The 22475-nt window shown below is 68.5% G+C and carries 23 protein-coding genes and 1 pseudogene; 13 read left to right on the top strand and 11 right to left on the bottom strand.

The window, feature by feature from the left end; translation table 11 throughout:
* The first annotated feature begins 9 nt into the window (after nucleotides 1-9).
* Both ABD705_RS01940 and ABD705_RS01935 read left to right on the top strand, forming a co-directional pair.
* Nucleotides 10-594, top strand: a complete 585-nt coding sequence (locus ABD705_RS01940; RefSeq protein ID WP_344780430.1) for a helix-turn-helix domain-containing protein — start codon at nucleotides 10-12, stop codon at nucleotides 592-594.
* 100 nt (nucleotides 595-694) lie between these two features.
* Nucleotides 695-913: pseudogene (locus ABD705_RS01935) on the top strand (CoA transferase); the annotation flags it as partial.
* Between the two features lie 49 nt (nucleotides 914-962).
* On the opposite strand, the gene ABD705_RS01930 reads toward ABD705_RS01935, so the two are convergent.
* Nucleotides 963-1685 carry a TetR/AcrR family transcriptional regulator gene (locus ABD705_RS01930; protein WP_344779947.1) on the bottom strand — a complete coding sequence of 241 codons (723 nt, stop codon included), beginning with the start codon at nucleotides 1683-1685 and terminating at the stop codon, nucleotides 963-965.
* Between the two features lie 187 nt (nucleotides 1686-1872).
* On the opposite strand from ABD705_RS01930, the gene ABD705_RS01925 reads away from it, so the two are divergent.
* The 4 genes from ABD705_RS01925 to ABD705_RS01910 are packed head-to-tail and all read left to right on the top strand — an operon-like array spanning nucleotide 1873 to nucleotide 5846.
* On the top strand, nucleotides 1873-3018 hold the full coding sequence (locus ABD705_RS01925; protein WP_344779945.1) for an acyl-CoA dehydrogenase family protein: 1146 nt from the start codon (nucleotides 1873-1875) through the stop codon (nucleotides 3016-3018).
* Between the two features lie 36 nt (nucleotides 3019-3054).
* Nucleotides 3055-3801 (top strand): SDR family NAD(P)-dependent oxidoreductase, encoded by a 747-nt coding sequence (locus tag ABD705_RS01920; protein WP_344779943.1) that lies wholly within the window; start codon nucleotides 3055-3057, stop codon nucleotides 3799-3801.
* A 32-nt stretch (nucleotides 3802-3833) separates the two neighbouring features.
* Nucleotides 3834-4628 (top strand): enoyl-CoA hydratase/isomerase family protein, encoded by a 795-nt coding sequence (locus ABD705_RS01915; RefSeq protein ID WP_344779941.1) that lies wholly within the window; start codon nucleotides 3834-3836, stop codon nucleotides 4626-4628.
* 39 nt (nucleotides 4629-4667) lie between these two features.
* Nucleotides 4668-5846: an acyl-CoA dehydrogenase family protein gene (locus tag ABD705_RS01910; RefSeq protein ID WP_425562008.1), complete on the top strand. Its 1179-nt coding sequence runs from the start codon at nucleotides 4668-4670 to the stop codon at nucleotides 5844-5846.
* A gap of 94 nt (nucleotides 5847-5940) precedes the next feature.
* Here ABD705_RS01910 and ABD705_RS01905 read toward each other — a convergent pair whose 3' ends face one another.
* Nucleotides 5941-6951, bottom strand: coding sequence for a class I mannose-6-phosphate isomerase (locus tag ABD705_RS01905; protein WP_344779937.1), 1011 nt, complete (start codon nucleotides 6949-6951; stop codon nucleotides 5941-5943).
* Between the two features lie 115 nt (nucleotides 6952-7066).
* On the opposite strand from ABD705_RS01905, the gene ABD705_RS01900 reads away from it, so the two are divergent.
* Both ABD705_RS01900 and ABD705_RS01895 read left to right on the top strand, forming a co-directional pair.
* On the top strand, nucleotides 7067-7189 hold the full coding sequence (locus ABD705_RS01900) for a hypothetical protein (protein ID WP_344779935.1): 123 nt from the start codon (nucleotides 7067-7069) through the stop codon (nucleotides 7187-7189).
* A 108-nt stretch (nucleotides 7190-7297) separates the two neighbouring features.
* Nucleotides 7298-7657, top strand: coding sequence for a YybH family protein (locus tag ABD705_RS01895; protein ID WP_344779933.1), 360 nt, complete (start codon nucleotides 7298-7300; stop codon nucleotides 7655-7657).
* Nucleotides 7658-7702: 45 nt separating this feature from the next.
* Here the strand turns inward: ABD705_RS01895 and ABD705_RS01890 are convergent, their stop codons facing one another.
* From ABD705_RS01890 to ABD705_RS01860, 7 genes are all read right to left on the bottom strand, one after another.
* Nucleotides 7703-8113: a VOC family protein gene (locus ABD705_RS01890; protein WP_344779931.1), complete on the bottom strand. Its 411-nt coding sequence runs from the start codon at nucleotides 8111-8113 to the stop codon at nucleotides 7703-7705.
* Between the two features lie 180 nt (nucleotides 8114-8293).
* Nucleotides 8294-8473: a hypothetical protein gene (locus ABD705_RS01885; protein ID WP_344779929.1), complete on the bottom strand. Its 180-nt coding sequence runs from the start codon at nucleotides 8471-8473 to the stop codon at nucleotides 8294-8296.
* A 51-nt stretch (nucleotides 8474-8524) separates the two neighbouring features.
* Nucleotides 8525-10858, bottom strand: coding sequence for an arylsulfatase (locus ABD705_RS01880; RefSeq protein WP_344779927.1), 2334 nt, complete (start codon nucleotides 10856-10858; stop codon nucleotides 8525-8527).
* 74 nt (nucleotides 10859-10932) lie between these two features.
* A complete protein-coding gene (locus ABD705_RS01875; protein ID WP_344779925.1) occupies nucleotides 10933-11712 on the bottom strand; it encodes an ABC transporter permease in 780 nt (259 codons plus the stop codon).
* The gene (locus tag ABD705_RS01870) at nucleotides 11709-12548 is read right to left on the bottom strand and encodes an ABC transporter permease (RefSeq protein ID WP_344779923.1); all 840 of its coding nucleotides are present in this window, start codon (nucleotides 12546-12548) and stop codon (nucleotides 11709-11711) included. Before ABD705_RS01870 ends, ABD705_RS01875 begins: the two co-directional genes overlap by 4 nt.
* Entirely contained in the window at nucleotides 12545-13369 is an 825-nt protein-coding gene (locus ABD705_RS01865) for an ABC transporter ATP-binding protein (RefSeq protein WP_344779921.1), read from the bottom strand. The genes ABD705_RS01870 and ABD705_RS01865 overlap by 4 nt, the downstream gene beginning before the upstream one ends.
* Before the next feature lie 71 nt (nucleotides 13370-13440).
* Nucleotides 13441-14475, bottom strand: coding sequence for an ABC transporter substrate-binding protein (locus ABD705_RS01860; RefSeq protein ID WP_344779919.1), 1035 nt, complete (start codon nucleotides 14473-14475; stop codon nucleotides 13441-13443).
* A 133-nt stretch (nucleotides 14476-14608) separates the two neighbouring features.
* On the opposite strand from ABD705_RS01860, the gene ABD705_RS01855 reads away from it, so the two are divergent.
* Together ABD705_RS01855 and ABD705_RS01850 are read left to right on the top strand one after the other, a co-directional pair.
* Entirely contained in the window at nucleotides 14609-15091 is a 483-nt protein-coding gene (locus tag ABD705_RS01855; RefSeq protein ID WP_344779917.1) for a MarR family winged helix-turn-helix transcriptional regulator, read from the top strand.
* Nucleotides 15092-15244: 153 nt separating this feature from the next.
* On the top strand, nucleotides 15245-16783 hold the full coding sequence (locus ABD705_RS01850) for a S53 family peptidase (protein WP_344779915.1): 1539 nt from the start codon (nucleotides 15245-15247) through the stop codon (nucleotides 16781-16783).
* Nucleotides 16784-16805: 22 nt separating this feature from the next.
* Here the strand turns inward: ABD705_RS01850 and ABD705_RS01845 are convergent, their stop codons facing one another.
* A complete protein-coding gene (locus ABD705_RS01845; RefSeq protein ID WP_344779913.1) occupies nucleotides 16806-17792 on the bottom strand; it encodes a LacI family DNA-binding transcriptional regulator in 987 nt (328 codons plus the stop codon).
* A gap of 19 nt (nucleotides 17793-17811) precedes the next feature.
* Nucleotides 17812-19026 (bottom strand): Gfo/Idh/MocA family protein, encoded by a 1215-nt coding sequence (locus ABD705_RS01840; protein WP_344779911.1) that lies wholly within the window; start codon nucleotides 19024-19026, stop codon nucleotides 17812-17814.
* 253 nt (nucleotides 19027-19279) lie between these two features.
* Between ABD705_RS01840 and ABD705_RS01835 the strand changes: the two genes are divergently transcribed.
* The 3 genes from ABD705_RS01835 to ABD705_RS01825 are packed head-to-tail and all read left to right on the top strand — an operon-like array spanning nucleotide 19280 to nucleotide 22449.
* Complete coding sequence (locus ABD705_RS01835; protein WP_344779909.1) at nucleotides 19280-20554, top strand: ABC transporter substrate-binding protein; 1275 nt, start codon at nucleotides 19280-19282, stop codon at nucleotides 20552-20554.
* A gap of 42 nt (nucleotides 20555-20596) precedes the next feature.
* Entirely contained in the window at nucleotides 20597-21559 is a 963-nt protein-coding gene (locus ABD705_RS01830) for a carbohydrate ABC transporter permease (protein WP_344779907.1), read from the top strand.
* Entirely contained in the window at nucleotides 21556-22449 is an 894-nt protein-coding gene (locus ABD705_RS01825) for a carbohydrate ABC transporter permease (RefSeq protein WP_344779905.1), read from the top strand. The genes ABD705_RS01830 and ABD705_RS01825 overlap by 4 nt, the downstream gene beginning before the upstream one ends.
* Nucleotides 22450-22475: the final 26 nt, after the last annotated feature.

Raw genomic sequence — 22475 nt, 5'->3', positions numbered from 1 at the left:
GAGGACAGGATGAGGCCGCTACCGCCAGCTCCGTCGACGACGCCGATTCGACTCGGCGCACGCTTGCGCGCCAGCCGACAGGCGCAGAGCCTGACCATCGCACAGGTCGCGCAGGCTACCGGGCTGAACAGCGGATTCCTCAGCCGCATCGAACGCGATGAGACCTCACCGAGCGTCGCCACCCTGGTCTCACTTTGCGAGGTGCTCTCCCTGTCGATCGGCTCGTTGTTCGAGGAGATCGACACTGACGTCGTACACCTCGCCGATGCGCCTCGCATCAACCTGGGTGGACGCGGAGCGAGCGAGCGGCTCATCACACCCCGTACTCAGTCGAGAGTGCAGTGCGTTCGGTCGAGCCTCGCCGAGGGGGCCGACGGCGGCACCGAGCTTTACACGATCAACTGCGACGTCGAGGTGCTGCATGTCATCACGGGCCAGATCACCCTGGTCTTCTCGACCCACGATGTCACCCTCGACACCGGCGACACACTGACCTTCAACGGGCACGAACCGCACACGTGGCGCAACACGGCTGCCGACGTCACCGAGGTGGTGTGGACGATCGTGCCGGCCGCATGGAGTGGCTCGAGCTGACGCGGGGCCCGACACCGGCCGGCAGAACGCCGATCAGCCGGCCACCAGTGGCATCCGAATGACCAACGGCCGCCGCGCTCCGCGGGAGACAATCAAGTAGATCGTTTCTGACGACGGAGGACTGCTGTGGTGGGCGGTCCAGTCCCGGGGCAAGCGCCTGGTCACGCTGGACCTCAAGAATCCGTCGGATCTGGCGACCGCGCACAGCCTGATCGACGATGCGGATGTGCTCGTGGAGAACTTCCGGCCCGGCACGCTCGAGCATCTCGGCCTCGCACCCGAGACGCTCTGGCAGACGAATCCGGGCCTGGTCATCGCGCGCGTCGACCACATCGCCCGGGGCGAGCACCAGGACGAACTCGACGCGCTCATCTCGCATTGGGCGGGGGCGCACTCACCCCGCTGGAGGTCCCGCCGCAGCGGCGCTGATCCCCGAGCCCGACGTGCGCGGCTACCGCCGCGCGGCCGGCGGGTCCCATCAGCAGCATCAGTGTGTCGCACAGCTGGTCGATCGCTCGGGCGCGGGTGCGCACAGCCAGCGGCGTGCACCAGACCGGGGCCTGGGTCATGGCCGCGTGCATGCACTGCAGAGCGATGTCGACCGAGATCACACTGAACTCGCCCGTCGCGACCCCCTGCTCGATCACGGAGCGGAAGATGGCATCGTGGCGCCGGCGCAGCCGGTGGATGCGCTCGGCCTGCGGCTGCGGCCACGCGCGCGGCGCGACGAACATGCGCAGCGCATGCGGATGCTCGGTGACGGCGATCGTGATGTTCTCGTGCACGAGCGCGCGCAGGCGCGCGGAGGCGGGCCCGTCATGCGCGGCGCCCAGGCGCTCCAGCCGGGTCATCCACTCGTCACCGAGCGCTTCGATCGCGGCGGTGGCCAGTTCGTCCTTGCCGCTGAAGTAGTAGTACAGCGACGCCTTCGTGACATCGAGGCGGGCGGCCACGTCATCGAGCGCGACGGCGTCGTATCCGCGCTCGGCGAACAGTTCGGCGGCGACCGCGAGGATCTCGGCGCGCCGCCGGCTGCGCTTGCGGGCGATGCGGGGGGATGCCGGAGCCTGTGCCTGTCGGGCGGTAGTCATCGGTCCTCCTCGCACAGCACGGCGCATTCTGCGGGTCACCCGTGCGTCACGTGATGTCGCGTGCGGGATGCGGCGGCTGCGGCATCCCATGATGGATTCTACAACTCCGTCAAACTTTTACTTACCAGTCAATATTCGTCGTAGACTGTGAGAAGACAGCGGCGCCGCGGGGCGCCGGAGGCGCGAGATGGACTTCGGATTCAGTGCCGATGAAGAGGAGTACCGCGCCGCTCTGCGCGACTTCGCCACGCGCACGCTCGCACCCCGCTACCGTGCCGACGACGTCGCCGGCGCGCTGCGGCCGGAGCTCGTGCGCGACATGGCCGACATGGGGCTTACCGGCCTGCGAATCCCCGTCGCACTCGGCGGTCAGCAGGCGGGCGCCGTGGCCACCGGCATCGCCGCCGAAGAGGTCGGCCGGGCCGACGTCAATGCGGCGTACATCATCGTGAACACGGCGCTGATCAGTGACATCCTGCTGCGCAACGCGACCGCCCCGCAGCAGCAGGCGTGGCTGCCGCCGATCGCACACGGCGACGCGCTGCCGGCGCTGTGCGTCACCGAGCCCGAGCACGGCACCGATGCCGCCCACCTGGGGCTGCGGGCCGAGCGCAGCGACGACGGCTGGTCGCTCACCGGTGAGAAGACGTCGATCACGCTGGGCATGTCGGCCACGACCGCCCTCGTGCTCGCGCGCACCGGAGGCGAGGGCGCCCGCGGCGTGAGCGCGTTCTACATCGATCTCGACGACGCCCACGTGCACCGCGACGGCTTCGACGACCTCGGAGGCCGCTCGATCGGGCGCGCGTCGCTGTACTTCGACCACGCACCCGCGCCCGCCGACCGGCTCGTCGGCGCGCCCGGCGACGGGTTCGTCTCGGTCATGCAGGGCTTCGACTATTCGCGCGCCGTGATCGGCCTGGCCTGCCTGGGGGCGGCGGCCCAGTCGCTGGACGAGGCGTGCCAGTGGGCGCGGGAGCGCGAGGCGTTCGGGCAGCCGATCGGGCGGTTCGAGGGCGTCGCGTTCCCGCTCGCCGACGGGGCCACCCGCGTGCGCGGGGCGCGGCTGCTGTGCTACGAGGCGCTGTGGCGCAAGGACGCCGGGCTCGCGCACACCACCGAGGCGGCGATGGCGAAACTGTGGGCGCCGAAGCTGGCCGTCGAGGTGATCCACCAGTGCCTGCTGACGTTCGGACACACCGGGTACTCGTCCGAGAACGCGGTCGGCCAGCGGCTGCGCGACGTGATCGGACTCGAGATCGGTGACGGCACGGCACAGGCGTCGAAGCTCGTGATCAGCCGCGGGCTGCTCGGCCGCGCGTCGGCGCCGTGAGCCGACGCCGCGCTGATCTCACGAAAGGAGAAGGACATGTCAAGATTCCAGGATGCCGTGGCCGTCGTCACCGGCGCGGGGCAGGGCATCGGTCGTGCCATCGCACTGCGCCTGGCCGACGACGGCGCGCAGGTCGTCGCCGCCGACCTCAACCTCGACACCGCGCGCGACACCGCGTCGCACCTGGGTGCGGGCGGACTCGGCGTGCGCATGGACGTCACCGACCCGACATCCGTCGACGAGGTCGTCGCGCACGTCGCCGGCCGATACGGCCGCATCGACGTCCTCGTCAACGACGCCGGGTGGGACCGGGCCGGGCCGTTCGTCGACTCCGACCGCGCCGACTGGCGGCGGGTCGTCGACATCGACCTGTTCGGCGTGCTGAACACGTGCCGGGCGGTGCTGCCCCTCATGCACGAGGCCGGGGGCGGTCGCATCGTGAACATCGCCTCCGATGCCGGGCGGGTGGGCTCGTCGGGCGAGGCGGTGTACGCCGCGGCCAAGGGCGGGGTCATCGCCTTCACCAAGACGATCGCCCGCGAGAGCGCCCGCTACGGCGTGACCGCCAACTGCGTGTCGCCGGGGCCCACCGACACCGCGCTGTTCGCGGGCGTCACCGCCGGCAACGAGCACCTGCGCGACGCGCTGATCAAGGCCATCCCGCTGCGCCGGCTCGCACAGCCCGAAGACATCGCGGCGGCGGTCGCGTTTCTGGCATCGTCGGATGCCGCCTACATCACGGGTCAGACGCTGTCGGTCAGCGGCGGCCTGAGCATGAGCTGACCCGACCGCGAATCGATGAAATGAGGAATGCCATGGACTTCTCGTCGTATCAGCAGCTGCTGTTCGAGCGCCGTGGTCACGGCGTGCTGCTGGTGACACTCAACAACCCCGACAAGTACAACGCCGCCGACGAGGGCATGCACGGCGAGCTCGCGCGGGTGTGGGACGACATCGCGCGCGATGAGTCGGTGCGTGCGGTCGTGGTCACCGGCGCCGGCAAGGCGTTCTCGGCCGGCGGCGACCTGGCGATGGTGCGGCGTCTGGCCGGCTCGTCCGAGCGGGTCGGGAATATGCTCTCTGAGATGACGCGTCTCGTGCAGGGGATGGCCGACTGCCCGGTGCCGATCGTGTCGGCCATCAACGGCGTCGCCGTGGGCGCCGGCGCCGTCGTCGCGCTGCTGGCCGACATCTCGGTGTGCGCCGACGATGCCCGCATCGGCGACGGACACGTGCGGCTGGGGGTGGCCGCCGGCGATCACGCCGCGCTGGTCTGGCCGCTGATGGCGGGGCTGGCGAAGGCGCGCTACTACCTGCTCACCGGTGAGATGATCACCGGAGCCGAGGCCGAGCGCATCGGGCTGGTCAGTCGCTGCCTGCCCCGTGCCCAGGTGCTGGGCGAGGCGCTGCGCATCGCCGACGGCCTGGCGACGGGCCCCCAGCAGGCGATCCGGCTCACGAAGCGCGTGCTCAACGGCTGGCTGCGCCAGTCGATGCCGCTGTTCGACCAGGCTGCCGCCTATGAGATGCTCGGGTTCCTCGGCCCGGATGTCGTGGAGGGCGAAGCCGCACTGCGCGAGAAGCGGCCGGCATCGTTCGGTCCGCACTGAGCCCCACGAGGAGGAACACCGATGAGTCACACCGATCCCATGTCCTTGCCCGCGCCGGACCCGGCCGACCCCGCGGCCCTCGACGACCTTCTGAGCGACGAGGAGCGAGAAGTCCGCGCCGCGGTGCGCGCGATGCTGGATGCGCGGGTCGAACCGCATATCGCGGAGTGGTTCGAGGCCGGCGGCATCCCTGACATCCGTGGCTTGACCCGCGAGCTCGGTGCGCTGGGCGTGCTGGGCATGCACCTGGACGGCTATGGCTGCGCCGGCATGACCGCCACGCAGTACGGCCTCGCCTGCCTGGAGCTCGAGGCGACCGACTCCGGCCTGCGTTCCCTCGTATCGGTGCAGGGATCGCTCGCGATGTTCGCGATCTGGCTCTGGGGGTCCGAGCAGCAGAAACAGGAGTGGCTTGCGCGCATGGCCGCGGGCGAGGTGATCGGATGCTTCGGGCTGACCGAACCGGACGCCGGCTCCGACCCCGCCAGCATGACCACCCGCGCCCGTCGGGACGGTGGCGACTGGGTGATCGACGGCCGCAAGATGTGGATCTCCAACGCCCCGTACGCCGACATCGCGATCGTGTGGGCCGGCACCGACGACGGCATCCGCGGTTTCATCGTGCCCGCCGACAGCCCCGGATTCAGTGCACCGGAGATCAGGCACAAGCTCTCGCTGCGCGCCTCCGCCACCGGCGAACTCGTCCTGGACGGGGTGCGGGTGCCGGCATCGGCGATGCTGCCCGAGGCCCGCGGCATGAAAGGCCCGCTGTCGTGCCTGAACGAAGCCCGGTACGGCATCGTGTGGGGTGCGCTGGGCGCCGCGCGCTCGAGTCTGGAGGCCGCCCGCCGGTACGCGCGCGAGCGCGTGCAGTTCGGCAGGCCCATCGGCGCCTTCCAGCTGACCCAGCAGAAGCTCGCCGACATGTCGCTGGAGTACATCAAGGGGTACCTGCTGGCCGTGCATCTCGGGCGCCGCAAGGACGCCGGCCTGCTGCGCCCGGAGCAGGTCTCGATCGGCAAGCTCAACAATGTGCGCGAGGCGCTCGAGATCTGCCGCACCGCCCGCACGATCCTCGGCGCCAACGGCATCTCACTCGAATACCCGGTCATCCGCCACGCCGCCAACCTCGAATCCGTGCTGACCTATGAAGGCACCGTCGAGATGCACACCCTGGTGCTCGGGCAGCTCCTCACCGGCGAGCAGGCGTTCCGGTAGCCCGCGCGCCCACGCCGCGTGGTGGTGAGCTCACGACGCGGCTCTAGCCGACGGTGTGCAGCATGCCTGGGCGATGAATTGCAGCGCCCGGTGATCAGCCGGCCGCCGGCGGCATCCCGCGAACGGCCGTGAGGTCGCCCGAGACCCGCACCGTTCCTGCGCCGAACGGGATGAGCACGGTGTCACCGGCGCGCACCGCCAGCACCCCGCCGTCCCACGCGAGTTCGCCCGCGCCCTCGGTCACCACGAGCACGGCGAACTGCGCAGCGAGCTCGACGTCGTGGCCCGCCGTGACGACGACGCCCTCGGCGCGGAAGAACGCGGCGGCGGCCGCGGGCAGGAACGATCCCGGTGACACGCGGCCGAGCCATCCGTCGATCTGAGCCGCGCTCACGGCGGCGCGCGTCACGGCGCGCAGCGCGGTGGCCTCGTCGAGGCCGAGCAGCGAATCCGCCTTCGTCAGCCGCTCGTATGGCGCGTACTCGAGGATGATCGACAGGTCGGCGGGCTCCTGCAGCTCGAGGATCAGCATGCCCGCGCCGATGGAGTGCGGGATGCCGGCCGGCACGAACAGCACGTCCCCGGGCCGCAGCGTGATCTCGTTCATGGCGCCGAGCATCGTCGCGGCATCCTGCGTCTGAAACCACGTCGCCAGCGTCGCCTCGTCGACATCGTCGCGAAAACCCACCCAGGCACTGCCCTGGCCGCCGTCGACGTCGAGGATGATCCACGCCTCGGTCTTGCCGTTGGCGAGGTGCAGCTCGCGCTGCGCGTAGGCGCCGTCGGGGTGCGCGTGCACGAAGATGCGGTCGCCGGTGTGCAGGAGTTTGCTGAGCAGCTTCGTGTCGGCGCCGAAGGCCGCCAGATGCGCCTCGCCGAGATACTCGGCCGGGTCGGCGGCGATGCGGTCGCGCAGCGTGATGCCGTCGATGACGGTCAGGCCCTGCTCGGCGGATCCGAACGTGGTGACGGTGGATGCCACGAAGTCTTCGGGCAGCCACTCCTGGCCACTGTCGGCCAGGCGCCGGAAGCGCTCGATCGCCGCGCCGCCGCGGTAGGGGCGCGGGGTGGGACGGTTCTCACCGAGAACGACGGGGGCGATCATGCGGCAATCCTCCTCGCTGCGGCGACGGGCGTCGCCAGGGCTTCGCCCAGCATCCTCTCACGCGTCGTGGCGGTCGCCCCCATGCCTGGTCGAGTCGCGCGCAGGCATCAAAGTCGTGTCCACATGCCGGCCCACGATCGGGCCGCACGCGCTGCTGGTCACCGCGGAGACCCGCGACCAGCCAGAGCGGTACAGCGCCGCCCTCGCCCAGTTCGCGCCCCGCGACGTGCCGCGCTGATGCACCGTGCAGCGCTGCCGGCCGAGAATCCGCGCCCACACCCTCGCCGACGGTGGCAGGCTGAAAGCATCCGCAACATCCCCGGATCCATTCCCCACGGAGGCACCCATGACGACCGATGAGGCACGCGAGACCGCAGCCACCCCCGCAGACATCCCGCGTCTGTTCGTGCAGTTCGTGCAGGCCGGCGACTATGCGGGGCTGGCGTCGCTCTATGAGCCCGACGCCGTGCTGGCGCTGCCGCCGGGCGAGCAGACCCGCGGCAACACGGCGATCGCCGAGGTGTTCCGCCAGGTGTTCACCGAACGCACACCGGGCGGGGAAGGCTCGCAGCTGCAGCCGGTGCTGCTGTCGGGCGACCTGGCGCTGACCTCGACGCGGATGTCGGACGGCCGGGTCACCGCCGAGATCGCGCGGCGCCAGCCCGACGGATCGTGGCGCTGGGCGATCGACAACCCCAGCATGTGACGGATGCCGCGGACGGGCGGTGACCCTGGCATGCCGCCCCGGCGCTCACGCGCCGTTCTGCTGCAGATGCGCCTCGGCGATGCTCGGCTCGAACAGCTCGACCGGGTTGCCCGCGGGGTCTTCGGCGAGGATCTGCCGCCCGCCCACCCCGGTCACGATGTCATTGCGAAAGCGCACTCCAGCCGCCTGCAGTTCGTGCACGAGCGCGTCGAGGTCGTCGACCTCGAGTGCGAACCGGTTCCACCCGCCGGGGTGCGGCACCGTGCCGTCGGGCATCGCCTGCCCGCCGCCGCCCTGCCCGCTCGGCGCGCTCAGCGTCAGGCGCAGGTCACCGCGGGTGAGCATCGCGAACGACGGGGCCGGATGCATCACCTCGGCGAATCCGAGCCGGCCGACATAGAACGCGATCGCCGCGTCGACGTCGTCGACGATGTACCGCACGCTCACCGTGGCCATGGGCAACCTCCTCCACGCTGGCGCAAGCGCCGCTTTCGCTCAGGGTACGCCGGATGGCGGCGGGAGGGCGAGGGCACCGGGATGCGGCAGAGCGGCTGCACAGCTCATCCGCAAGCAGCAGCCCGACTTCGACTCGCGCAACGGGGGCGACGCATGAGGTTCGTCCGAAGCTGGACCCTCCTACTCACGATGGACGGGCAGGCGACGCTCCTCCCCGAGCTGGTGCGAGTAAGCCAGCATCCCGTGTGTGATCGCCAGTCTGATCACGAGGTAAATAAGCAGCAGGCTGACCACGAGCGTCAGCAGACCGCCCGCGATCGCCAGAATCAAGTACACCGGGTCAGCCGGAGGAAGGATCATGCACTCAAGCTATCGAAGTGCGTAGGCCGAGCGCCCCTGAGCGATGCCGCGCTATTCGTACATCCGGTTGACGACCCGCTCGACCTGCTTGATGACTTCGGGATTGTAGGCGGCCCGCTCCCCCGGCGTGTAGGTGACCTCCAATTCACTGCCGGTGAAGGGGAACGACCGGAATCGCTCGTGCAGGTTCCAGTCAACCGGTGACCCGCGGTCGACACCGACGCTGATGCCGGTGAACGGGGCCATGCCGAGCATCTGCAGCAGGTCGTCGAGCCGCGCGCGCTGCTGGCCGTCCACGATCAGCGCGACGTCCCAGGCGAGCTCGGGCCGGCAGGTGAACCGGACGACCACCTCATGCGTTCCCGGCCCGATGGGTGCCGCGATCCGCTGCATCTCGCCGAACTGGTTGTAGCTGACGCACACCTGCCCGTCCTCGATGAAGAGCACGTAGCCGCCGCCCTGATCCCCGTGCGCGACCAGGACACCGGCATCCTCACCGGCCATCGAGAAGCGTGCCGCGATCTCGACGTCACGCAGACGGATGAGCTTGCTGGACCGGTACCGCTCCAGTGTCGGGGTATCGGGGTACAGCGTCACCGGCTGCTCGTACACGAGGTCGGTCGACGGCCGGAACGAGCGCGTCGTGCCGTCGTCGTCGAGCGGGAACACGGTGTTGTGCCATGCCTCGCGGTTCCACTGCGCGGCCATCTGCTGCACGATCTCTGGATTCTGCGCCGCGAGGTCGTGCCTCTCGGTCGGGTCGGCGGCGATGTCGTAGAGCTCCCACTCGGTATCGGTGAACGCCGTGCCCGGCAGGTGGCGGGTGACGATCTTCCACCGCCCGTCGTACAGCGAGCGGTTGCCGACCATCTCGGAGTACTGGGTGGTCCGCGGCGACGGCTCGCTGCGGTCGCGCAGCAGCCGAGCGAACGGGACGCCGTCGACCTCCTTCGCTGCGACCCCGTTCCGCCGGCTCAGACGCGGTACGCCGGCCAGATCCAGCAGCGTCAGCCCCAGGTCGGTGACATACGCGAACTGGTCGCGCAGCCCATCATCGGAGGCGCGACGCGGAAGGCCCCGAGGCCAGCTCAACAGCAGCGGCGCGTGGACGCCGCCCTCGAACGTGTCGCGCTTGTAATAGCGGAACGGCGTGTTCGAGGCATACGCCCACCCGCGTGGATAGTGGACGAAGGCGCGCGGTCCGCCGATCAGGTCCGGGTCGCGCGGCACGTCGCGCTGCCACCGCTCGGGCAGGTCGGCGTGGAAACCGAACTGGCTGAAATAGCTTCTGGTGCCGGCGGCGCCGCCCTCGCCGGTCGCTCCGTTGTCCGAGGTGAACGCGATGATCGTGTTCTCGTACTCGCCGATGCGCTTGAGGTGCGAGATGAGCCTGCCCAGGTTCTGATCGAGGTTGTCGATCATCGCGGCATACGTCTCCATGTACCGGGCGAACAGGTCCTGCCGCTCGGGAGTGAGCTCGTCCCAGACGGCGACCTCGGCCCCCGGCGCGGTGTTGCGCGGACCGGGTTCCGTCCCCTCCGGGAACAGCCCCTGCTCAATCTGACGGCGGAACCGGATGTCGCGGATGTGATCCCATCCGCTCTGATAGGCGCCACGGTATTTGTCGAGGTCGCCGGGCTTGGCCTGCAGCGGGGCGTGCACGGCCTGGTGCGCGAAATAGAGGAAGAACGGCTTGTGGCCCTCGCTCGCCCGCAGCGCCTTGATCATGCCGAGCGCGCGATCGGTCAGGTCGTCGGTGAGGTAGTAGTCGTCCGGAAAGTCATCGACCGTCAGCGGACTGTTGTCCGACACGAGTCGGTGCGGCTGATGCAGGGTCGTGAACCCGTCCATCGATCCGAAATACCGGTCGAACCCGCGCTGCAACGGCCAGGAGGACTTGTCGGCCGCATCATTGAGCAGCGACTCCTTGGTCAGGTGCCACTTGCCGACCAGGAACGTGGCGTACCCGCCGGCGCGGAACGACTCCGCGATGGTGGGCACATCGTCGGCGATCTGCAGTGTTGCGCCGGGATAGCCGGCATCCCCATGAGCCACCGTCGCGAACCCGGCCCGATGCGGATTCAGACCGGTCAGCAGCGCCGCCCGCGCGGGTGAGCACATCGGCGCCGTGCGGTAGTTCGTCAGCCGGTACCCGTCGTCGCTGACGGCGTCCAGGTGCGGGGTGTCGATCTCACCGCCGAACGGCGCGATGTCGCTGAAGCCCATGTCGTCGACGAGCATCAGGATCACATTCGGCGCGTCCTCGCCCGCGGTCGGCGGCACCGTCCACGCCGGCGTCGACTGCGACGACAGCTCGGCCGCCGTGCCGGCGAACCTCTCGTAGCCGCGCGCGTACTCCTGCGCGCTTTCGGGGATGATCGGCACGTTTGCCTCCTTCAGGGAATCTGCACGGTGCAGGACCAGGCCGCCCCCGGCGTGACGCCGGGGCGGCCGGTCCCTCATCGCTTCGCGTTCGCGCCCGCCTGCCAGAACAGCAGCGGCCGTTCGACGAACCACGCGAACAGCAGGTTGGCCAGCACGCCGATGACCGCCAGCAGCACCATGCCGCTCCACATGTCGGTGAAGTTGAAGTTCTGCTGCGCTTGCAAGGTGAAGAAGCCGATGCCCTGCGTCGCGGCGGTCATCTCGCTGACGACCATCAGGATCACCGCGAGGGAGATGCCGGTGCGCAGCCCCGCGACGATCTGCGGCGACGCGGCGGGCAGCAGCATCTCGGTCAGCCGATACCGGCGCGGTATCTGGTAGACCGTGGCCACGTCATCGAGGGTCGGCTCAACGCCGCGCGTGCCGTCGATCGTGTTCAGCAGCACGACGAAGACCACACCGAAGACGATGATCCCGACCTGCATCTCGGGCCCGATGCCCAGGAGCAGGATCGCGAAGGGAAGCAGTGCGGGCGGCGGCAGGGCACGCGCATATTCGACGATCGGCGTCATCAGCCAGCGCAACCAGCCGACGCGGCCGATGGCGACGCCGAGCACGATCCCGATCACAGAGCCGATCATGTAGCCGATGATGAGGTTGCGCAGACTGGGCACGACGTGCTGAAGGAACCCGTCGCCGAACCACGTCCGCCCGAAGGAGTCGAGGATGTCTCCCAAAGGCGGGAAGTACATGTTCGTGGAGGCAGCCGACCAGAACCACCAGATCACGACCAGCGCGACCGGCAGGATCAACTCCCAGACGACGCGCCAGGTCTTGGTCGTGACGCCGTTCACAGCGAGACCTCCCGGTGCGAGGGGTGCCAGAACAGGACGATCCGCTCAAGTCCGCTGAACACTGCGGTGATGATGACGCCGAGGACGCCGGTGAGCAGGATGAGGGCGTACATCGTCTCGTTGTCGCCGGTGCTCATCGCCTTCAGGATCTCGTTGCCCAGTCCCGGCGCGCCACCGACCAGCTCGGCGACGATCGAGACGATCAGCGCGAAGATCGCGGCGATGCGGATGCCGGTGACGATCAGCGGCAGCGAGCCGGGCAGCTGGATGGTGAGGAACCGCCGGACCTTCGAGATGCCGTACACCTGCGCGGTGTCGAGGGTGATCGCGTCCACCGAGCGGACCCCGTACACCGCCTGCAGGAGCACCACCCAGAACGTGCCCTGCACGATCAGCAGCAGCTTCATCTGCAGGGTCACGCCCAGCAGCAGCAGCGCGAGCGGCAGGATGACGATCGGCGGAATCGGACGCAGCACCTCGATGATCACCCGGAAGAACCGGTACGCCCGATCGCTCGAGCCCAACAGAATCCCGAACACCGTGCCAGAAACCCCTGCAATGATGAGACCGAGCCCCCACGACTGCAGGGTCTGACCGAGGACCGCCCAGAACGCCGGCAACGCCAGCAGCTGGCCGAGACGGTGGATGACGGAGTTCGCGTCGGGGAAGAACCGCTGGGGCAGCACCCCGGTGGTGGACAGCACCTCCCACACGACGTAGACGAGGATGAGGTCGATGACCACCGCGGCGGCGAACTGCACGCGACGGCGGCGCCACAGCGGTTCCCTGCTCTTCCGAAGGGCGGTAGCGGCGAACGTCGCCGTGTCGGTGCTCATGAGCGCTCGGAAGAGATCTGGCGGTCCAGCAGCGACATGAGCTCGCGTCGGTACTCGCCGAACTGAGGCTCCGTCTTGGTGTCGACCTGGTTGCGATTCTCCGGCAGGTCGATCGTCACCTCTCGTCGGATGCGCGTCGGCGCGGGTCCCAGGACCGCAACACGGTCACCGAGGTAGATGGACTCCTCGATGTCGTGCGTGACGAACAGGATCGTGATCCCGAACTCTTCGCGGATCTTGAGGACGAGGTCTTCCAGGTCCATCCGCGTCTGTGCGTCGACGGCGGCGAACGGCTCGTCCATGAGCAGGACGTGCGGGCGGTATGCCAGGGCCCGCGCGATCGCCACGCGCTGCTGCATACCGCCCGACAACTGCCACGGATACTTGTGCGCGGACGCTTCCAGCCCGACGGCGCGCAGTGAGTCGTCGACGCGGAGACGCATCTCGTCCTTGCTCAGACGCTTGCCCTTCAGCGGCAGTCGCACATTGCGCTCGACGTTCAGCCACGGCATCAACGATCGGCCGTAGTCCTGGAAGACCAGCGCCAGTCGATCCGGCGTGCCGCTGATCTGCTTGCCTTCGAACTCGATGGCCCCCGATGTCGCCTGCAGCAGCCCGCACATGCACTTGAGGAAGGTCGTCTTTCCGGCACCGGACGGACCGATGATGCACACGATCTCACCGGGATAGACCTCGAAGCTGATGTCGGCGATCGCCTGGAACGCCGCCGGACCCTTTCCGTAGGTCTTGGACAGACCCATCACTCTGACGGCCGGCACCGTCGGGACCTGCGTCGTCGGATTCACACTGGATTGCGTCATCGTGCTTCTCTCACTTCCTCGTGATGCCACCACGTGCCGGAGCACGCTGTGCGTCTGTGCAGGAGTCCTGCTCAGGGGGTGATGACGTACTTCGACACGTCGAGCTTCGACGCGATGAAACCATACTGCTGGGCCGCGTCAGCGAGCGCCTGCAGCTTCGCCACGTCCACCGGCTTGCTCGACAGGTCGGGAAGGTCCATCTTCTCGGCGTCGTTCTTGCTGACGCCGATCGACTCGGTCTGCGCAAGCGAGCGGATCATGTCGGGGTCGGCCACGAGCTTGTCGACGGCCTTGTCACTCGCCTGGTTGAACCCCTTGATGGCCGCGGCCTTGTTCTGCGCGGTCTTGCCGGAGGTGATCACGACGTTGTACGAGGTGCCCTCCTGCAGCGCATCGGCGGTCGGGTCGCCGATATTGCGGAGCCCGGCTTCTTCGCCCTGGGTGATGAACGGCGTGATCACCACGGCCGCGTCGACCTGCCCCTGTGCCACCGCCTGCAGCGAGGACTTGAACGGAAGCGCGACGAACTTGATGCCGCTCGGGTCACCACCGGCCGCCTTGACCGCCATCTTCGTGACGAGCACGTTCAGCGAGGTCAGCGCGTTGGTGGCCACGGTCTTGCCCACCAGATCCTTGTAGGACGTGATCGACGATTTGGCGGCGACCAGCACGCCGGACGTGCCGTGACGGGGCGCCACCTCGCTCGTCGCATTGAAGATGCGCAGGTCGGCGCCCTTTGAGATCGCCACGAGGGCCGGCAATGCGGCCAGGGTCGACACGTCGTAGGTTCCGTTGATCACTCCAGTGACCAGAGCGGGGCCGGAGTCCGCGGTCGCGATCTTCAGGTCGAGTCCCTGATCGGAGTAGTACCCCTGGCCCTTCGCGTACTCCCAGACCAGGTTGCTGATCGAGCTCACGGCCCCCAGGGTGAACGGCTGCTCACCGGGCGACTGACTCTGTGCGGACAGTCCGCCCGAGAGCGACCCGGGGTTGCCTCCGCTGCACGCCGAGAGCAGCACCGCGACGAGGCCGACGACCCCGATAAGCGCTGAACGGCCTTTCCACTTCGCCCTGCGACGGCCGGCTCGTGCGTTGATGTGACCCATCTGGTGCTCCCTTGCATCCAATCAAACAGTTCAAACTGTAAATTATTTAGAATCAGAACACAAGGATGTGTTCTGCCGTATCGCGGAGAACGATCGATACGGTCGGAAGCAGCGACCACAAGGAGCATCAACCATGGGACAGAGCGCAAAGAGGCGCCGGCGCACGAGCGCACTCACCGAGACGATCGTCGGCCACGACGTCCCATTCCTGCTGGCGCGGACCAACACGCTGTCGCTGGCCGCGGTCAACACCGAGATGACGAAGCATCGCCTGACCGCGCGCTCCTATGCCGTACTGGCGCTCGCCGTGTCCGACACGCGGCCGACGCAGCGACAGCTCGGCGAGTTCCTCATGCTGCACCCCAGTCAGGTCGTCGCCGTGGTCGACCAGCTCGAGGAGCGAGGATGGGTGCGCCGCGAGCTCGACAGCGTCGACCGCCGTTCCAACGTCATCGTCGCCACGGATGAGGGTCGAGCGGGCCACGAGGTCGTCCGCGTCGCGGTCGAGTCCGCCAGTGCGCACATCTTCGGCGACCTGAGCGAGCAGGAGTTCGGAACGCTCAGCCACCTCTTGCGCCGGCTCGCATTCCCCGTCCAGACGCGCGAGGTCGGCTGAACGGCCACCCCGCCCGCCTACAGCTGCCGGCGCTGGTACAACCCGGAAGAGGCCAGCGCCGAATCGACCAGCTGCACCGCGAAGCCGCCGGGGCGGGTTCACGCGCCGCGAGAGACCGCCCCGCCGCGCGCCCAACAGGTGCACCATGAAGGTATGACAGGTCACGAAGGAACCCCTCTGCCGGGCAGCTCGCGTCCTACCGGTCTCGACGCGCAGCTTCTCGGACCGCTCCCCGACGACGAACAGGTCACCGCCACGCTCGTGCTGCGCCGGCGGGCCGAGCCCGACGCCGCCGCGGGTGCGCCGGCCACCGCCGCGCAGCTGCTGACGGCAGGGCAGCTCGCCGACCGGTACGGCGCCGATCCGGCTGACATCGAGACGGTGCAGAGCACGTTGCGCGCCGCCGGCATCGATATCGTGCAGGTGGATGCCGCGACCCGCCGCATCCGCGTCTCCGGCACCGCCGCGACGATGAATTCCGTTTTCGGAATACATCTGCTGCGCTCGAACCAGGGCGCGGATTCGTTCCGCCACCACGCTGACGACATCGCCCTGCCGCCGGCACTCGCCGGCATCGTCACGGCCGTGCTCGGGCTCGACGACCGGCCGCAGGCGCGGGCGCACAGCCGCCGGGTCGATGCGGCGGCCATCAGCTACACGCCGATCCAGGTCGGCGAGGCCTACAGCTTTCCGCCCGGCACCGACGGCACCGGGCAGCACCTGGCCATCATCGAGCTCGGCGGCGGGTATGCGACCGACGACCTGCACGCCTACTTCGACGGCCTCGGCGTGCCGCTGCCGGCCGTGTCGGCGGTCGGCGTGGACGGCGCCGCGAACTCACCTGGCACGGATCCGAACAGCGACGGCGAGGTGATGCTCGACATCGAGGTCGCCGGCGCGCTCGCCCCCGCCGCCGAATTCCTCGTGTACTTCGCCCCCAACACAGACGCCGGTTTTCTCGACGCGATCGCGGAGGCGTACCGGGCCGACACCGCCCCGACGGCGATGAGCATCAGCTGGGGGCAGAGCGAAGACCAGTGGACGCCGCAGGCGCGCACCGCGATGGATCAGGCCCTCGCCGACGCTGCGCTGCGCGGAGTCACGGTGACCGTCGCCGCCGGCGACAACGGCAGCGGCGACCGCGGCGCCGACGGGTCGCCGCACGTCGACTTTCCGGCATCCAGCCCGCACGCCCTCGGCTGCGGCGGCACGAGCCTGCCGAACCCGGCGGGCGAGGCGGTGTGGAACGACGGGTCCAGCGGCGGAGCCACCGGCGGCGGGGTCAGCGACGCGTTCGCGCTGCCGGCGTGGCAGAGCGCGGTCGGGGTGCCGGTGCGGGCGACCAGCGGCGGCGGCGCCGGCCGCGGTGTGCCCGACGTCGCGGGCGACGCCGACCCGCAGACCGGATACCAGGTGCGGGTGGACGGGCAGTCCGCGGTCTACGGCGGCACGAGTGCCGTCGCCCCGCTGTGGGCAGCGCTCATCTGCCGACTCGCGCAGGCGGCGGGCCGGCCGTTCGGGCTGCTGCAGCCGACGGTCTATGCGGGGGTGAGCGCCGGCCAGGCACCCGCCGGGTTTCGCGACATCACCGCCGGCGACAACGGGGCGTATTCGGCCGGGCCGGGGTGGGATGCCTGCACCGGCCTCGGCGTCCCGGTCGGCACCGCACTGCTGACCGCGCTGACAGCCTGACTCGGCGGCACGCCGAACGGTGTCAAGGCGGGCACCCGCACGATCGGCGCACGACCAGCTCGGTCGGAAGCACCACGTCGACATCGTCATCGTCCGCGACCAGGGCTGCGACGGCCGCGGCCGTGATCTCGGCCACCGGCTGGCGCACTGTCGTCAGCGGGGGCCACAGGTACGCGGATTCGGTGACACCGTCGAATGAGGCCAGGGCCAGGTCCTCGGGCACTCGCAGCCCCGCGGCATGCACCGCCGCCAGCAGCCCCATCGACATCTGATCGGACGAGACGAACACGGCATCGGGTCGATGCTCCAACTGCAGCAGCTGCAGCCCGGCGTCGTACCCGCCGTCCAGCGAGTACTCGGTCAACACGCGCGGTCCGAGCGGCAGTCCGGCCGCGCTCACCGCGTCGGCCCACCCGTGCTCGCGCGCGCTGCGGTACTCCGCCGCCCCGACGAACCCGATCCGGCGATACCCATGCCCGATCAGATGCTCGACCGCGGTGCGCGCGCCTGCGGGCAGGTCGACGCGCACGGACGGGATGCCGGGCGTCGCCGCCGGTTGGTTGATGACCACGACATGGATGCCCTGACCACGCAGCCGCTCGATCTGCCGCGGCGTGAACGCATGCACGCTGATCAGCCCGCGCACCCGCCGCGCCACGAGTTCGTCCACCTGCTCGTCCAGACTGAGCGGGCTGCCGCCGGTCGATACCGTCATCAACGAGTGCCCGTGCGCACTGCTCTCGCGATTGGCGGCATAGACCAGCTGCGCGAAGAACGGGTTGCGGGCGTCGACCACGAGCATGCCGAACACATCCGACATCCCCCGACTCAGCGCCCGCGCCGTCGCATTCGGGCGATAGTTCAGGGCGTGGATCGCATCGAGCACCCGCGCGCGGGTGGCCGCGGCCACCGGCCGCGGACCACTGTTGACGACATAGCTGACGACGGCGTCACTGACCCCGGCGAGCCGGGCCACGTCGGTCCGCGTCGCGGGTCGCGGTGTGTTCACGCTTCGCACCCTGGCCCCCTCACGCGTCGACGGGCGGAGCGACGGGCGCGTCGCCGAGATCCGGGATCGCCAGCCGCTCCCCATCACGACGTGCGGATTCGTGCGCGATGATTCCCGGGAGTGTGCACCGCGCAGCCATCCAGGCGTTCATCGGCGGTGTGGTCCCAGTCTGCACTGCGGTGGCGAAGTCGTCCACCAGAAAGTGATGGCTGCCCTCGTGGCCGGTGGGCAGCGCCCGCAGTTCCGGCGGTATGCGCGAAGTATCGTGCACACGCGCATAGCCGGAGACGAACGCCGCCCGCAGTGCCGGCGAGATCTGCGCCAGCGCGGGATCGTCCACGCTCATCGTCGCGTGCGTGGCGACCAGGTCCGAGACATCCTCCACCCCGTCCCTGGTCTGCCAGAACGCCGTCGTGGCGCCCTCTTCGAACGACCCCTCGGTGCCGAAGTAGCGATAGCGGGATTCGCGCAGGTACGACGGGTACCCGACGCGGCGGAACTCGTTCGTGCGCATCGACCCGCCCCCGGCCATCTCGAACAAGGCCGTGGCGTTCGAGAGGTCGTTGTCGAACTGGCTGACCGTCCGGTCGAAGACGCCGTCGCCTCGATCATCCACGACGCCGTTGCAGCTGACCGCGACCGCATGCGTGCGCCACGCGCCCAGCACGCCGCCGATCGAGTGCGTCGGATACAGCATCGGCGGGTAGCTCGCCGTCGCCTTCCAGTTCTCGCCCCCGCTGTACTTGTACGCGTCATAGAAGCCCAGGTCCATGTCGTGCACGTAGTCGCCCTCGGCATAGAAGATGCGACCGAACTCACCGGCGGCGACCTTGGCGCGCGCGAACACCGTCGCCGGGTTGTAATAGCTGGTCTCGCCCATCATGTAGGTCAAGCCGCTGGCCATCACCGTGGCGATCACATCGGCAAGCTCGTCGGTGGCGATCCCCATCGGCACCGTACAGTAGACGTGCTTGCCGGCTCGCAGCGCGGCGATGGCCAGCGGAGCATGTGTCCACCGCTGGGTGAAGATGGCGATCGCATCCACGTCCGACGCCAGCATGGCCTCGGTCGATGCGAACGTTCCGGTCAAGCCGTGCGCCGCGACGAGCGCGTCGGCACGGGCCGGGATGACGTCGGTGACGTAGACGTCAGCGATGCTCGGATGGTGCCGGAACAGCGGCGCGAACTGCTGGGCGAACTGCCCGGCGCCGATGATTCCCAGTGAAAAGCCCATCCAGATCCTCCGTCGACACTGACCGCACGCATCCGACGCCGTGCTGCGCGGATGCGACTGCACGGGAGTCTACGCGCATCACATGCATAATTTCACCTCCGGATCACAAAAATAACAAGCAGGTATCGGCTGCTTGTCAACACTTATGCAATGCGCGTAGACTTTTCCGCACAACCAGAGGACCCGTCGCTGGGTCTGTTCCTTGTCACGCGTCCTGCGTGCATTCGATCGGCTCGAAAGCAAGGGAATGACAATGAAGTCCTGTATCAAAGGCATCGGCGTGCTCGCCATCGCCACACTCGCCCTGGCCGGCTGCGCTGCCGGCGGCGGCGGCGGAGACAACGATCAGACCAGCAACACCGGCAAGAAGATCAGTCTCGAATTCGAGACCGGCCTGGCCACCGGCGACCCGGCGATGAAGGAGCTCACGACCCTCGCCGACAAGTACCACGCCGATCACGCGAACGTCACGATCAACCTCGTGCCGCTCTCGGGCGACTACGAGGCCAACATGAAGGTGCGGATGGCTTCGGGCAATCTTCCCGACCTCTGGTCCACGCACGGCTGGTCGCTGCTGCGGTACTCGCCGTTCCTGCAGGAGCTGAACGACCAGCCGTGGGCGAAGAACTTCAACGACGCGCTCGCTCCGGCGATGAAGAGCAAGGACGGCAAGTTCTATGCGCTGCCGATCACCACCGACATCTCCGGCATCGTCTACAACAAGACCGTGCTGAAAGACAACGGGATCGACCCGACGACGCTGAAGACCTGGGCAGACTTCGACGCCGCGCTGGCGACGCTGAAGAAGGCAGGCATCATCCCGTTGTCCTCGTCGGGCAAGGACAACTGGTTCGCCGGCGACGTGGCCGACTTCATGGCATCGGGGGCATTCGACGACGCGACGCTCAAGCAGTTCACCGACGGCACGTTCGTCTCGGACCAGTACGTGAAGGTGCTCGACGAGGTGCAGAAGTGGAGCAAGGCGAAGTACTTCAACCCCGACTACTCGAGCATCGCGACCGACGGCATCGCCCGATCGCTCGCCGAAGGCAAGACGGCGTTCGTGTTCATCCAGAACACGCTGGTCGCCAACGCGCTCACGTTCAACCCCAATGCCACACTCGGCTTCATGCCCATCCCGAACTTCACCGGCACGCCGTTCCTGGTCGGCGGCGAGGGCACGGCCTATGGGGTGTGGAAGAACTCCCCCAACAAGCAGGCCGCACTGGACTTCCTGGCCTTCATCGCCGAGCCGGCCCACCTGGGCGAGTTCGCCACGGCACTCAACAGCGAGCCGGGACTGACCGACGCCACCTCCGACCTCGGGCCATTGCAGGACAGCTTCGACCAGTTCGCGAAGGGCGGCACGTATCCGCTGTGGCCGTATTTCGATCGCGTGTACCTGCCGAACGGCTCGTGGGACACGATGGTCTCGACGACCGACAGTGTGATCACCGGGCAGTCCCACGCGCAGGATGCCACGAAGAAGCTGGCCGACACCTTCAAGAGCCTGTTCGGCCAGAAGTGAGCCGGCCCGCGCGGCCGTGAGCGACTCCGCGAGAGGCGAGCCATGACGCACACCACCCAGGTGCCGACGACCACACCGTCGGCACCTGGCGTGCGTGCACCGCGGCGGCGACGAGGGGGGCATACGCACGGCGCGGCGTTCGCCTCTCGCGGCATCAACCTGCTGTACCTGCCGGCCCTGGCCGTCGTCATCGTCTTCACGGTGTACCCGTTCATCCAGGGCATCTCGCTGTCGTTCACGAATTGGAACGGATACAGTCCGCAGAAGTCGTGGGTCGGCGCCGTGAACTACCTGCGCCTGTTCACCGATGCGAACTTCGGCCAGGCCCTGGGCAACACGCTCATCTACGGATTCGGCAGCACGATCATCCAGCAGGTGCTCGGGCTCGCCCTGGCGCTCGCGCTGGATCGCGCCATCCGCGGTCGTGGGCTGGCCCGCGCGATCATCTACCTGCCGGTCCTGGTCTCGCCGGTGGTGATGGGGACGATGTACTACCTGTTCTTCGCCTACGGCACCGGCGGGTTCAACGACATCGTGGTCGCGTTCGGCGGCGAGCGCATTCCGGTCTTCGCCGACGCGGCGGCAGCGACGGCGATCATCACGATCGTCAACTCGGTGCAGTTCGTCGGCATCTCGATGGTGATCTATCTGGCCGGGCTGCAGGCGATCCCGGTGATGTACTACGAAGCCGCGCGCGTGGACGGAGCCGGCACCTGGACGCAGTTCACGAACGTGACGATGCCGATGCTGCAGCCCGCGTTCGTGACCAGCATCGTGATCAACCTGATCGGCGGTCTGAAGCTGTTCGACGTGATCCGGGTGCTCACCGGGGGCGGACCGGGCTACGCCACGAACTCGGTGTCGACGCTGATCAGCAAGACCTACTTCGGCAACCAGAACGCCGGCTACGCGTCGGCGATGGGCGTGGCGCTGTTCCTGCTGATCGCCGCGTTCACACTGGTGGTCAACACGCTGCTGAACAAGCGCCGACTGGAGCTGTCATGAGCCGGCACGGCAGCAGAAGCAGGCATCCGATCACCGCGGACAGCCGCACCCCGCAAGAGCTGCGCGAGGCGGCCGAACAGCGCATCGCGCGGGTGCTCATCGGCCTGGGGCTGGGTGTGATGATCGTCATCCAGCTGGTCCCCTTCTACATCACACTCACGACGGCCCTCAAGCACAAGACCGACCTCAGTTCGCAATGGGTGCCACCGACGCAGGGCTTCGCCTGGGACAACTTCACCGCGGCCATCGCGCAGGGGCACATTCTGGTCGCGATCGGCAACAGTGCGATCGTGACCGTCGTGGGCACGGTGCTGGTCTGCGTGCTCAGCGCGCTGGCCGCCTACCCGCTGGCACGGCGGCTCTCGAAGGCCAATGCCGCGATCAGCTTCGGCTTCATCGGCCTCATGATGGTGCCGCCGCTGAGCATTCTGGTGCCGCTGTACTCGATGATGGCCTCATTCCATGGCCTGAACACATACTGGGGCATCATTCTGGTCATGGTCGCCGGAAACATTCCGATTTCGGTATTTCTCTACACGGCCTTCATCCGCAGCCTGCCGACCTCGATCGAAGAGGTCGCCACCGTGGACGGCGCGCGGATGTGGCAGGTGCTGCTGCACATCGTGGTGCCGATGCTCAAGCCGGTCACCGCGACCGTCGTGATCCTGACCAGCGTCAACATCTGGAACGAATTCGCGCTGAGCGGATTCTTCCTCACCTCGCCCGACCGCCGCACCATCGCGCCGGCGATCGCCAGCTTCTTCGGCGGCCAATCCGACCTGGGCGCCGCGGCCGCGGCATCCCTGCTCTCGGTGATCCCGGTGCTGCTGGTCTACCTCCTGCTGCAGAAGTACTTCATCAAGGGGATGGTCGCCGGGGCGGTGAAGTAGCCGCTGACCCGGCGCCGGTGCCACAT

The sequence above is a fragment of the Microbacterium kribbense genome (assembly GCF_039537285.1).
In the GTDB taxonomy this organism is placed as follows: Bacteria; Actinomycetota; Actinomycetes; order Actinomycetales; family Microbacteriaceae; genus Microbacterium; species Microbacterium kribbense.
This window is presented reverse-complemented; position numbering and strand designations above follow the sequence as displayed.